A 13,785-nucleotide genomic window follows, 5' to 3' on the forward strand; every position below is an offset into this window, starting at 1 on the left:
TTAGCATGGAAAAAATGCCGCTTCTTGGTGCGCCGGGGTATTATTGTGCCCTGGGTTACTGGATGGCAGCTGTATTATTTGGCTATGAGAATAAAAGGAAACATACAGCCGGCATCACCGTACTGCTGCAGATTGTATTTCTTGTCTGCATCATAATCTTTTCAGTTGTGACGGACACAAACCTTGCAATTTATTTTTTGCCCTGCTTTGCGTTTGCCATATTGCTGCTGTTTTTGATGCTGTATCTGACATGTGAGATGCCGCTGAATAATATATGCTATTTTACAATCCGGTCATTCATTCTCGGAGAATTTACATCGTCCCTGGAATGGCAGCTGGAAATCTATTTCCGTGAGAAAATCGCGCCGGGAAATACAATCCTTTTTAGCGCTGTTTTCTTGCTGGCAGTACATAGCGGTTCTGTGGTGATCGTAAATCTCTTCGAGAAGAGATACAAAGAGAGCAACTTCAGGCTGCACATCGGGAAAAAAGAACTGGCACATGCATCCCTGATCGCAGTATCCTTTTTTCTCTTCAGTAATATCAGTAATATATTTAAGAATACACCCTTCAGCAGCAGTGTCCTGTCGGAAATTCTTCTGATCCGGACGCTTGTAACCTTGGGAGGGGTTATTATGCTGTATGCCTATCATATGCAGCTGCAGGATATTAAGGATAAACTGGAGATTCAGATGCTTCGGCAGACTATGGATGCACAGTATGCCAATTATCAGATGTCCGAGCAGAGTGTTGCTCTGATCAATCAGAAATATCATGACCTGAAACATCAGATCGAATTTCTGAAATCTGATATTTCCTCCGATGAGAAAATGCAGTATCTGAATGAAATGGAACAGGATATCCAGGCTTTTGAAGCGCAGAACCATACGGGAAACCACATTCTTGACACAATCCTTACTGCCAAAAGCCTTCAGTGCCAGAACGAAAATATACAGCTCACCTGTGTGGCAAATGGAAAATATATTGAATTCATGAATCCCATGGATATCAGTGCGCTTTTTGGAAATATGCTTGATAATGCAATCGAAGGTGTTTCTAAAGTAGAAGAGAAAGACAAGCGCTGGATTCATGTAAGTATACGCAGAAAAATGGATTTTTTGGTCATTTGTGTAAGCAATAGCTATCAGGGGGACATTTCATTTTCTCATGGAATGCCGGTCACACAGAAAGAGGATAAACGTTACCATGGATATGGCACCAAGAGTATCCGGAATATTGTCAGTCAATATGGCGGGACAGTAGTTTTTCGCGCTGAAAAAGGATGGTTTGAAGTGAAAGCTACATATGATTTTAATTCACTGAATCAAGCAGGTCAGCTATAAACTGGTCTGCTTTTTTTGTCTTTATTTACCATTGGGGACACAAAGGATGCCATTGGGGTAATTTCCCGCAGGAGTACTTGAGATATGCTATAAAAGATACATAAAATATATTCCTGGGAAGAATTTTTTACATCAATTATTGAGGAGGAGAAAATAATGCCCCATGCAAAATTATGGAGAGCAGTGATACAGAAACGGTTTATGTAAAAACCTAGTGGCAGAATACAATTCTGGGTGTGGAAATCGGACTGGGCATACTGACAACTGTATTTGGAATTTTATATGTTTTACAATTATGGAAAAAGAAAAAGGAGCAGGCGTAATTATGAGGGAACATCTTGCAAATCATACATTTGGATTTTATCTGTCAATATCAGCCGGTATTTTATCTGTTGTCAGCCTGCTGTTTTATCTTGGAGCCGACAATCAGGGAGCTGCTGTGCTGCCGCTGATCGTATGCTCAATTCTTGCAGAAGTGGCAGGAATTGCGATTAACAGATTTACCGGCAAAGCCGGAGTGCTTATGCTGATACCAACTGTGAATGCATTGCTTTTTTCGGCGGCTATTATTTTAAGTATCATTCCGCAGGTTGACAGTTTGGGATATCTGGTTTCAGGTTTATACAGTTTTGAAGATATGAAAGCATTTATCCTTTATGCAGTATTTGCGATTCTTACATGGCTGGGATATCTGGCGGCATCCTTTATGGATATGCAGAAATAAAATATTTGAAGGGGTTTGGCTTATGTTACGTATTAATGAATTTAAAATCGAAAATCTGTCATCAGATTGCTTTACAGACAATCCGGCACCTGTATTTTCTTTTTCCATGATAAGCTCAGAGAAAAATGTTTTACTGAAAAAGGCAATTCTGTCTGTGAATAACTGGATGGAAGTGTTTGAGAGACAAACCGGGCTTGTTTATGAAGGACCTGAGCTGACTCCCTTTACCAAATATCTGGCAATACTGGAAATTACGGACGATCATGGGGAAACTGCGAAAGCTTCCCTGGAATTTGAAACCGGTTTTATGGAAAGTAAGTGGAAGGCTGCCTGGATAACAGATGGTTCCTATCAGTTTAAAGAGCGGAAAAAATCGCCAAGACCGATGACCTTCAAAAAGGATTTTTCCATAAAAGGAGAAATTGAGCAGGCGAGAATTTATTCTACAGCTCTTGGAATCTATGAACTGGAACTCAATGGGCGTAAAGTTGGTGATGAATATTTTGCACCTGGCTATACCTCCTATAAAAATCAGCTGCAGTATCAGATGTATGATATTACAGAATATCTTCAAAAGCAGAACCTGCTTATGGTAATTGTAGGTGGAGGCTGGGCTGTGGGTTCATACACCTACAAAAGAATGAACCGGATTTATGCAAAGCGTCAGGCATTTCTTGGGGAGATACATATCCGGTATAAGGACGGCAGCCATGAGATCATTGGCACAGATGAGACATGGAAGGTTACAGAAGAGGGAAATTTTCTGGAAGCAGAGTTTTATGACGGAGAAGTCTATGATGCAACTGTGAAGCTGGAAAACAGTTCTTTTCATAATGCCGGTATTGAAAAAATGAAAATCGAACCACAGCTTCTGGTACAGTATGGAAGCCCGGTAAAAGCGCACGAGCAGTTTGAACCCGTATCCTGTGAGTTATCGCCATCCGGTATGCTGATCTATGATTTTGGCCAAAATATGGCGGGCGTGATTGAGGCTGACATACAGGGCAGGGCGGGGGAAAAAATAGTTTTTTATCATGCAGAGGTTCTTTTAAACGGAGAACTCTATACTAAGCCGCTGCGCAGTGCAAAGCAGCAAGCTGTCTATATCTGTAAAGAAGGCAGTCAGCAGTACTCTCCCCGTATGACCTATATGGGATTTAGGTATGTAGGAGTAAGTGGTATTTCGGCAGACAAAATAAAATTAAAGGCAACCGCGTTGTATTCTGACATTTCAAAAAACGGCAGTTTTTCCTGTTCCGAGCCGATGCTGAATAAGCTTCAGGACTGTATTGAATGGAGTGCAAAATCTAATTTTGTAGATATTCCGACGGATTGTCCGCAAAGGGATGAACGCCTTGGCTGGACCGGTGACATTGCGCTTTTTGCATCAACAGCCGCTTATAACTTTGATATGAGTCGTTTTTTTGATAAGTGGCTGAAGGATATGCGGGCAGAGCAGAATCCGGGAGGCGGGATTCCCATGATCATCCCTATGGTAAAAATTCCGGGGCAGCTTGAAATGCTGTTCCCGTTAGCTGTGGATCACTGGGGGGACGCCTGTATTCTTGTGCCGTGGGCCGAATATATGGCCCGGGGTGATATAGAGCTTTTGAGAAAAATGTATCCTTCTATGAAAAAATATATAAAAGCCTGTAAATTCTGGGCAGGACTTTTTTCTGCGCAGAAAAAGAAGAGGATATGGAGTCTGCTGTTTCATTATGGGGACTGGTGTGCACCGGATATGACCTATAAAGAGTGGATGAAGCGGGGGAAATGGACCGGAACTGCCTGTCTTGCACACTCATCTGCAATACTTTCGGAAATCGCAGGGATTTTGGGAGAAAAAGAGGATGAAGAGGTTTACCGGAAACTGAGCCTGGAAACGGCTCAGGCTTATCGGAATATTCTGATGAATGAAAATTGCCATATAAAAGGCGGCGATTTTCAAACCGGATTTGTTTTGCCGCTGCACTATAATATGCTTTTTGAAAAAGATAAAAAGAGGGCAGCAGCAAATCTGGTAAAACTGATCCGTGATAATAACTATAACATAAAAACCGGATTTCCCGGAACGCCTTATGTACTTTTTGCCCTGGCAGACAATGGCTATCTGGAGGATGCATACAAAATGCTTCTTACAGATACCTGTCCATCCTGGCTCTATGAGGTGAAAGCAGGTGCGACAACTATGTGGGAACGGTGGGATGCACTCCGGGAGGATGGCAGCTGTAATCTGGGAGAGGACAACGGAAGCGGTGGAATGGTATCCTTCAACCATTATGCAAATGGCGCAGTGGGAGATTTCTTTTACAGGCGTATTCTGGGAATCGAAGCTGTCGAAGGCGGGTACAGAAGGTTTCGGATTGCCCCGCTGCCTGGTGGCGGTCTTGACTTTGCAAAAGGGGATGTGAATACTCCGTATGGATATATCCGATGCAGCTGGATTATAGAAGATGGAGGCTTTAAGCTGACAGCAGAGATTCCTGCCGGAACTCAGTGCGAGATCGTACTTCCGTCTGGCAGAAGTTTTACAGAAGGAAGCGGCAGTTATTGCTATGAGGAGAAGATAGGATGAAATTTTTTCAGGATAAAAAGAGCACACATAAATTTTCAGGCGTTTTCAGAAGCCGTATACAAGATGAGAATGTTACAATGCCGGAATTGGCACTGGGATATTTCCTTGGTCCATTTTGTGCACTGCTGGCAAATGCCATATTTGTATCATTCCTTAATCGTTTTTACACAGATATATTGGGAATGAAGGGGCTGTTTATTACAATGCTTCCTCTTGTGTCCACGGTTTTTGTGATCATTGGCAATCTGAAAATGGGAACCATGATCGATAAAACGCATACAAAAGCCGGAAAAGCAAGGCCATATCTGCTGATATCGGCACCGCTTATGCTGTTATCCATATTTTTGATCTTTTCTGTTCCGACAGGAAATGACTCAGGACAATTATGCTGGATCGCAATTTCCTATAATCTTTTCTTTGCTGTTGCATATCCTGCATATTTTGTGGCGCATAGCATGATGATCCCTCTTTCTACCAGAAAGTCCAATCAGAGGGGAAAGCTTTCTATTGCGTCTCAGGTTGCAAACCTTGGGTCTACCGGATTGTTTGCAACCATGCTTTTCCCCATGCTTTTGTATCCGCTCTTGAAGAATCAGAAGGCATGGCTGATTTGTATGGGAACGATCGGTGTTATTGCCTGTGTGGGAATCATGCTTGAATTCCTTTTTACCAGAGAACGGGTTACGGAAGAACTTAATGTGGAAAATGAGGAAAAAGCAGGAAAAACGGTGTCCATAAAGAAACAGCTGAAGGCTGTGGTGTCTGACAGGTACTGGTGGATGATTATTTTGTTTTATCTGTTTTTTAACATGGCTGCTGCCTTTAAAAATTTATCCATGAGCTATTACTGCGATTATATCCTTGGAAGCTATCAGGATGGAATCACACAGACGGCAGTTGCGGCAATCAGCGGAATTCCCATTGCGGCAGGAGCATTGTTTGCATGGCCTCTTGCAAAGAAAATGGGGAAAAAGAATTCCATTGTTGCAGGGCTGATCCTGTCTGGTGTCGGCGGATTGTTTGCCATGACAGATATGAGTAATTTTAAGGTGGTGGTTTTGGGCGTTTTTGTCAAAACCCTTGGAACGATTCCTGCATGTTATGTTATGATGGCTCTTTTTGCGGACGTTCTGGATTACCTGGAGCAGAAAAACGGCTTCCGCTGTGACGGTCTGTCCATGTCAATTTATAGCATTATCATGGTGGGAATTTCCGGAGTTGTTACAGCGGTTTTTAATGGACTTATCTCTGCTTCCGGTTATATTCCTCCGGCATTGGTGAAGAATGCCATGGTTGCGGCAGAGCAAAACGGCATCACCAGGGGGATTTTTTCGTTGTGTTTTTTGGGGGCAGAAACTATTGTTAATTTATTGCTTGCGGTTATGCTCATTTTCTGTAATGTGGAAAAGAAAATGCAAAAATATGTTAGAAAATAAAACAAAAAAAGACACATTATACGCGAATTAGTCAAAAGGAATAAAGGATAATCACGCATATGCGAAAATATAGATATAAAAATGAGAATAAACAACAAATAAATATGCAAAATACACAATAATACATTGACTTTGCCATGCGCGTTTGGTAGACTATACAATTATAAGGCGCAAAAAAGAAAATATCCTGACGCCGATGATCAATTGGAATAGAGGAGGAATACCATAATGGCAAAGAAAAGAAATATTATTGTAGGACAGTCCGGAGGCCCCACATCTGTAATCAATTCCAGTCTTGCTGGCGTATACAAGAACGCAGTAGAGCGCGGCTTTGACAAGGTATATGGAATGCTTCACGGAATTCAGGGCCTTCTTGATGAACAGTATATCGACCTTTCTACTCAGATCCATTCCGAGCTCGATATCGAGCTTCTGAAGAGGACCCCGTCTGCTTTCCTTGGTTCCTGCCGCTATAAGCTTCCGGAGATCCACGAAGACAGAGCCATCTATGAGAAAATATTCGAGATCCTGAACAAACTGGAAATCTACGCATTCATTTACATTGGCGGAAATGATTCCATGGACACCATCAAGAAGCTTTCCGATTACGCCATTATCACCGGACAGACCCAGAAATTCCTTGGCGTACCAAAGACCATTGACAACGACCTTGCACTTACCGACCACACCCCTGGCTTTGGAAGTGCAGCCAAATACATTGCAGCTTCCACCAAGGAAGTGATCCGCGACGCGGAAGGCCTTACCTATAAGAAAAACATGATCACCATCATGGAGATCATGGGAAGAAATGCCGGCTGGCTCACAGGTGCCACCGCCCTTTCCAAGTCTGAGGACTGCGAAGGACCGGATCTGATTTATCTGCCGGAGGTTCCTTTTGACATCGAGAAATTCCTTGCCAAGGTAAAAGATCTCCTGAAGAAAAAATCCTCTGTTGTCATCGCAGTATCCGAGGGAATCAAGCTGGCTGACGGACGCTACGTATGCGAGCTTGGAAGCGTAGGAGACTACGTGGACGCATTCGGCCACAAGCAGCTTCAGGGGACCGCCACCTATCTTGCCAACTTCCTGGCAGCAGAGTGCGGCTGCAAAACCCGTGCCGTAGAACTCTCCACCCTTCAGAGAAGCGCTTCCCACATGGCATCCCGGGTGGATATTGATGAGGCCATGATGGTTGGCGGTGCTGCAGTAAAGGCAGCAGACGAAGGGGATACCGGCAAGATGGTAGTTATCGACCGTGTATCCGATGATCCGTACATGGCAGCCACCGGAATTTACGATGTGCACCGCATTGCGAATGAAGAGAAGCTGGTTCCGAGGAACTGGATGAACAAAGAGGCCAATAATGTGACCAAGGACTTCATCGACTACATCAAGCCTCTGATCCAGGGGGATTATCAGCCAATCATGGTGAACGGCGTTCCCCGTCATCTGGTGCTGAATACTGGCAGAAAAAAGAAAAATTAACAAAATGAGAAAAAATTGACTGTTTTTTACCAGAATAACCTTGACGAATGACGAATAAGCCTATAAAATAACTATGTGCGTATAAAACATAGTTTTATGTTCAATGAACAAATATTTAGGAGGAAAATGTAAAATGGCAAAATGGGTTTACATGTTTACAGAAGGTAACGCTGATATGAGAAACCTTCTGGGTGGTAAAGGTGCCAACCTTGCTGAGATGACAAACCTTGGACTTCCTGTTCCGCAGGGATTTACAATCACTACTGAAGCTTGTACTCAGTACTATGAGGATGGAAGACAGATCAACGACGAGATTATGGGTCAGATCATGGAAGCAATCACCAAAATGGAAGGAGTTACCGGTAAGAAATTCGGTGATGTCGAGAATCCACTGCTTGTTTCCGTTCGTTCTGGCGCAAGAGCTTCCATGCCAGGTATGATGGATACTATCCTGAACCTTGGTTTAAATGAGGACGTTGTAGCTGTATTATCTGAGAAATCCGGCAACCCGCGTTGGGCTTGGGACTGCTACAGAAGATTTATCCAGATGTACTCTGACGTAGTTATGGAAGTTGGTAAGAAATATTTTGAAGAGCTTATCGACAAAATGAAAGCTGACAGAGGCGTTACTCTTGACGTTGAGCTTACAGCTGATGACCTTAAAGAACTTGCTATGCAGTTCAAGGCTGAATATAAAGAAAAAATCGGTTCTGATTTCCCATCTGACCCGAAGGAGCAGTTAGTTGGTGCAATCAAAGCCGTATTCCGTTCCTGGGACAACCCACGTGCCAACGTATATCGTCGTGACAATGATATCCCATATTCCTGGGGTACAGCTGTTAACGTACAGATGATGGCATTTGGTAACATGGGTGATGACTGTGGTACTGGTGTTGCATTTACAAGAGACCCAGCTACAGGAAACAAAGGTCTGTTCGGTGAGTTCCTTACCAATGCACAGGGCGAGGACGTAGTTGCTGGTGTTCGTACACCTATGCACATCGCTGAGATGGAGCAGAAGTTCCCGGAAGCATTCAAGAAATTTACAGAAGTTTGCCATACTCTGGAGACACACTACAGAGATATGCAGGATATGGAGTTCACTGTTGAGCATGGCCAGTTATACATGCTGCAGACACGTAACGGTAAGAGAACCGCTCAGGCTGCTCTGAAGATCGCTTGTGACCTTGTTGATGAGGGAATGAGAACAGAGGAAGAAGCAGTAGCTATGATCGATCCTCGTAACCTTGATACACTTCTTCATCCTCAGTTCGATGCTAAGGCTCTGAAAGCTGCTACACCAATGGGCAAAGGTCTTGGAGCTTCTCCAGGAGCTGCTTGCGGTAAGATCGTATTCACAGCTGATGACGCTGTAGAGTGGGCTGAGAGAGGCGAGAAGGTTGTTCTTGTTCGTCTTGAGACATCCCCAGAGGATATCACAGGTATGAAATCTGCACAGGGTATCCTGACAGTTCGTGGCGGTATGACATCTCACGCAGCAGTTGTTGCTCGTGGTATGGGTGAGTGCTGCGTTTCCGGATGCGGCGACATCGCTATGGACGAAGAGAATAAGAAATTCACACTTGGCGGAAAAGAGTTCCATGAGGGAGACTTCATTTCCATCGATGGTACAACAGGTAACATCTACGACGGAATCATCCCGACTGTAGACGCTACAATCGCTGGTGAGTTCGGACGTATCATGTCCTGGGCTGACAAGTACAGAACAATGAAAGTTCGTACAAACGCTGATACTCCTGCTGACGCTAAGAAAGCAGTTGAGCTCGGTGCTGAAGGTATCGGTCTTTGCCGTACAGAGCATATGTTCTTCGGTGAGGGACGTATCGATGCATTCCGTGAGATGATCTGCTCCACAACAGCTGAGGAGAGAGAAGCAGCACTTGCTAAGGTTCTTCCATATCAGCAGGAAGACTTCGAAGGTCTGTTCGAGGCTCTCGAGGGCAATCCTGTAACAATCCGTTTCCTGGATCCGCCGCTTCATGAGTTCGTTCCTACAGAAGAGGAAGACATCAAGAAGCTTGCTGATGCTCAGGGCAAGACTGTAGAGGAAATCAAGACAATCATTAGCTCTCTTCATGAGTTCAACCCAATGATGGGACATCGTGGATGCCGTCTGGCAGTTACCTATCCTGAGATCGCTAAGATGCAGACAACAGCAGTTATCCGTGCAGCTATCAATGTAAAGAAAGCTCACGCTGACTGGAATATCTGCCCAGAGATCATGATCCCGTTAGTAGGCGATATCAAAGAGCTTAAATATGTTAAGAAGTTTGTTGTTGAGACAGCTGACGCTGAGATCGCAGCAGCAGGCGTAGATCTGAAATATGAAGTAGGTACTATGATCGAGATCCCACGTGCAGCTCTTACAGCTGATGAGATCGCAAAAGAAGCTGACTTCTTCTGCTTCGGTACCAACGACTTAACTCAGATGACATACGGATTCTCCCGTGATGACGCTGGTAAGTTCCTTAACGCATACTATGACGCTAAGATCTTCGAGAATGACCCATTTGCAAAACTGGATCAGGTTGGTGTTGGTAAGCTTATGGATATGGCTATCAAACTTGGTAAGCCGGTTAACCCGAACCTTCACATCGGAATCTGTGGAGAGCACGGTGGAGATCCGTCTTCTGTAGAGTTCTGCAACAAGATCGGTCTTGACTATGTATCCTGCTCACCATTCCGTGTACCGGTAGCTCGTCTGGCAGCAGCTCAGGCAGCAATTGCTCAGAAGAACAAATAATTCATTCTTGTGAGAGGGTAAAGTGATCTATCCTGTAAAAGGGTAAATCGCCCAACCAACTAAATAAATTTGTCCAAGCGTAAAAATTGACCTTGATGGACTGGAATTTCCAGCCCGTCAGGGTCTTTTTTGATTTATAGAGTGGTGGAAATCTTGACTTAAGTGATTTTTTTCAGTAAAATTTGTATTTTAATTTTGGGAAAACCGCAATATAATACAAGAGGTGCTTATGCGTAAAATTGGCTACAAAGATCGGTGCGAGAAAAAAACATTGTTCGAATGCAAAGAAGTATGCAGAGCTATTAGAAAGACTGTCAGAAATGGATTCACATTCTTGAGGGCGTAAAAAATCTTGTGTCTTTGGAAAGTAAATCTTTTTGATAAGAATTAGATATGTAAAATTTTGCTGTCGACTTTAAGATTTTAGTGTTGTCGAATCTGTCTTTCTATTTATAGTATAACCATGTGAGAAGGTTTTATACACATTTTTTGATTTTTTTGTATGACAAATAAGACATTGTATTGATTGCTTTTTTCGTGGGCGCTGCCCACACCCGACCTCTGGAATAGAGTAGGGAAATTCTGGCAATAATACAAATGCCGACGGAATAGAAAGGAAGCGGGAATGGTCAGCTTTGGAGCAAATCCATTCCTGCTTTTCTTTTCTCTACAGATAGTTGGTAAGCCGTTCTCCATACAAGACAATCAACTAATTCAACACCTGATCCCAGTTCCGATATCTCTGTATCCATTTCCTGACTACGTTTTCGCTGGCAAGATACAGCATCTTTTCCAGTGCTGTATCGCTTGGAAATAAACTCTTGGTTTTTGTGACTTTCCGGTATTGACGGTTCAATCCCTCTATGATGTTAGTTGTGTACATAATACGTCTGATACCATTTGAAAACTGGAAAAAGGAACTTACATCTTCCCAATTATTTTCCCAGTTGCTGACAGCATAGGGATATTTCTTTCCCCATTTCTCCTTAATGTTCTCCAGTTCTGATAAAGCTGCTGTTTCATTTGGAGCATTATATACTGCTTTGAAATCTGAGGAAAACTTTTTCAGATCATTGAGCATTCCAAGCCAGAACTTGCTGGTTTCATTGGCTCCTACTGTGATGCTGAGGATATCTTTGTACCCTTCCACTGTAACACCGAGAACAACATAAGCAGCACAGCTTAAAATCCTGCCATCCTCCCGGACTTTATAATGAATACAGTCCATAAAGACAAACGGATAAACCGGATTCAGAGGACGTGACTGCCACTCCTTGACCTGAGGAAGGATCTTATCGGTGATCTTGCTGACCATTTCTTTTGTTGTCTGTCTGCAGATCTCCCTTATGATTTTTTTCATAACCGAGAGTTGCATCCAACTCTGCCTCCATCAGCACCTGCAGGATATCTTTGAAACTGTCTTTCAGAAGCGTGTATACATCTGCAACGCTACTAATGTTGCTTTCTGAGATAATCTGTCGAATTTGTTCCTTTGCAACTGCCATAAAAAATACTCCTTTTCGATAAGAATTGTCATATCTGAATTCTTACCAAAAAGGAGCCATTTTTTACCAGAAACACAAACTATTTTACACTACCCTTTGATATAGTTTCGCAGGCTAGAACCGAGAGGAACAGTTCACTCTCGACTTACCTCTGGGATTTATTTTGTTCATACCTTCATTGGTACTATTCGGACCTCCGGCTACCTGCATTTCTTTTGCCATCCTTCTTTTGGTTGTCAGGCATACTTTCTGTTTACACACTACAGAAGAAAATGCATGTTCTCTCCAGTTTATATATATTCCTTGTTGTATTTTTTTAACACATTTTTCTTATAAATGCAAAACCGATGGGTTAAACTATAATTAGCTTAACCCATCGGTTTTGCATTTATAAATACCTGGTAAAAATTTAAGAGAAAATATATGTCATACACAGCTTTTCCTTCGTGTACATAAGCAGCTCTATTTTATTTTATATACCAACTTTATCAATCTCTATCCAAATAATACTTATCAATTATGCTTTCTACTTCTGAATCACCATAACCATGTTTTTCTCTTAACTGATCTGCAAGATTCTTTCCTCTTTCAACCCACTCATCATGTTCAGATCCATATGTATTACATTTTTTTCTATAAATCCGTTCTGCATGGTCATAAACTTTCCAATACTCATTTGAACCATTTACTAATGCCATTTCATTGCCCTCCATTGTTTACAATATTTAGAACTGTTTATTATACATCAATCTCTTAAATTTCTATTTAGTATTTAATCTTATTTAATTTTTTATCTCGTTTTTCCACACTTTCGCATTATATACCACCATATTCCTACTATAATAATTAATGCCGAAATAGCTTCAGAATTTTCAGTGCAGTAGTCGTTAAACATTACAGTAATTCCGTCGAGCCCGTATTTCATAATCATACTTGCTAAGCCCACACCAATGCCTCCCACAGTTGCAAGCATCCTTGACTTTTTTATAAACACATATACAAAAAAGAAAGGTATCAGAACCACTAATGCACTTGGACAATCGCTATAATTTAGCAACATACATACTACCAAATATAGCAAAATTCCCCACAAAATACGCAAATAAATCGTTTCCGCTTTTCTAAAAAAACCTAATATTTTATTCATTCCAAATCCCTCTTATCACTTTTTGCTTCTTCTATCAAAGATTGAATAAACACCACGCATACTCCTAAAATAAATACATATAAGTTCTTAAAAAACCTTTCTTCCAGACTTCTCTTGGAAAAATTATGTTTCAAGCTTATCCCTTCTCCCCCTCATCATTTGCCTTAGTCCATTTAGTACCCCAAATATATTGTGATAATTATATGACCTTTATATTCGTATGTCAAGTCGTATTTCCATTTTTAAATCAGTTTATTTTTTCCTGTTTTTCCGTACGATAGCGATTAAAGGAGGATTGTATGGATTTAGATTACAAAGAAATAGGTAAACGAATTGCCCGGAGGCGAAAAGAACTGGGCCTAAAGCAATCAGAGGTAGAAGAACGAGCTGATCTTAGTCAAAAATACCTCTCAAATATTGAACGAAGTATTTCAATTCCCTCTATAGAAGTAATTATGCGGCTCGCTGTTGCACTGGATACGACTCCTGATGAATTTCTTCTAGGGACACAGCATTATGATACTGATAATGAATGGAAAAATAGCAGTGAACTATTACGCAATATGTCACCCAAACAGCTTTCACTTGCAAAAAATTTTCTGGTATGGCTTTCTGAACAGGACTTATAAAGTAAGCACTTAAATCTTGGTTAGCTTTACTATCTGCGTTTTTAAACCCATAGTGATAGTAAATGAAAAGCCTAATCCCCCAGCTATGCTGGGGAGAATGGAGTAGGCGGAAGCGGTGAGGATAACAAAATAAAGCCTCCTGTGATATGATGAGAATGGTGTCGCAAGCCAAACTCA

General features: G+C 42.1%; 9 protein-coding genes and 1 pseudogene. 7 read left to right on the forward strand and 3 right to left on the reverse strand.

Annotated elements, in window-relative coordinates; genetic code table 11:
- Positions 1–5 precede the first annotated feature (5 nt).
- The 6 genes from H8S54_RS00665 to ppdK all read left to right on the forward strand — a co-directional run bounded on the left by H8S54_RS00665 (position 6) and on the right by ppdK (position 10,327).
- Entirely contained in the window at positions 6–1,343 is a 1,338-nt protein-coding gene (locus H8S54_RS00665) for a sensor histidine kinase (RefSeq protein ID WP_021924675.1), read from the forward strand.
- Positions 1,344–1,668: 325 nt separating this feature from the next.
- A complete protein-coding gene (locus H8S54_RS00670) occupies positions 1,669–2,067 on the forward strand; it encodes a hypothetical protein (RefSeq protein ID WP_021924674.1) in 399 nt (132 codons plus the stop codon).
- A 22-nt stretch (positions 2,068–2,089) separates the two neighbouring features.
- On the forward strand, positions 2,090–4,642 hold the full coding sequence (locus H8S54_RS00675) for a family 78 glycoside hydrolase catalytic domain (protein WP_021924673.1): 2,553 nt from the start codon (positions 2,090–2,092) through the stop codon (positions 4,640–4,642).
- Positions 4,639–6,078, forward strand: a complete 1,440-nt coding sequence (locus H8S54_RS00680) for an MFS transporter (protein WP_021924672.1) — start codon at positions 4,639–4,641, stop codon at positions 6,076–6,078. The genes H8S54_RS00675 and H8S54_RS00680 overlap by 4 nt, the downstream gene beginning before the upstream one ends.
- A 228-nt stretch (positions 6,079–6,306) precedes the next feature.
- Positions 6,307–7,563, forward strand: a complete 1,257-nt coding sequence (locus tag H8S54_RS00685) for a 6-phosphofructokinase (RefSeq protein WP_173765794.1) — start codon at positions 6,307–6,309, stop codon at positions 7,561–7,563.
- A gap of 133 nt (positions 7,564–7,696) precedes the next feature.
- Positions 7,697–10,327, forward strand: coding sequence for a pyruvate, phosphate dikinase (ppdK, locus tag H8S54_RS00690; protein WP_117853440.1), 2,631 nt, complete (start codon positions 7,697–7,699; stop codon positions 10,325–10,327).
- 709 nt (positions 10,328–11,036) lie between these two features.
- On the opposite strand, the pseudogene H8S54_RS00695 reads toward ppdK, so the two are convergent.
- The 3 genes and pseudogenes from H8S54_RS00695 to H8S54_RS00705 all read right to left on the reverse strand — a co-directional run bounded on the left by H8S54_RS00695 (position 11,037) and on the right by H8S54_RS00705 (position 12,979).
- Positions 11,037–11,832: pseudogene (locus H8S54_RS00695) on the reverse strand (transposase).
- Positions 11,833–12,320: 488 nt separating this feature from the next.
- Positions 12,321–12,530, reverse strand: a complete 210-nt coding sequence (locus tag H8S54_RS00700) for a hypothetical protein (RefSeq protein ID WP_186900692.1) — start codon at positions 12,528–12,530, stop codon at positions 12,321–12,323.
- Positions 12,531–12,622: 92 nt separating this feature from the next.
- Positions 12,623–12,979, reverse strand: a complete 357-nt coding sequence (locus H8S54_RS00705) for a hypothetical protein (RefSeq protein WP_186900693.1) — start codon at positions 12,977–12,979, stop codon at positions 12,623–12,625.
- A gap of 299 nt (positions 12,980–13,278) precedes the next feature.
- On the opposite strand from H8S54_RS00705, the gene H8S54_RS00710 reads away from it, so the two are divergent.
- Complete coding sequence (locus tag H8S54_RS00710) at positions 13,279–13,608, forward strand: helix-turn-helix domain-containing protein (protein WP_186900694.1); 330 nt, start codon at positions 13,279–13,281, stop codon at positions 13,606–13,608.
- The last annotated feature ends 177 nt before the right edge of the window (positions 13,609–13,785 follow it).

Source organism: Blautia segnis (assembly GCF_014287535.1).
Classification (GTDB): domain Bacteria; phylum Bacillota; class Clostridia; order Lachnospirales; family Lachnospiraceae; genus Blautia_A; species Blautia_A acetigignens.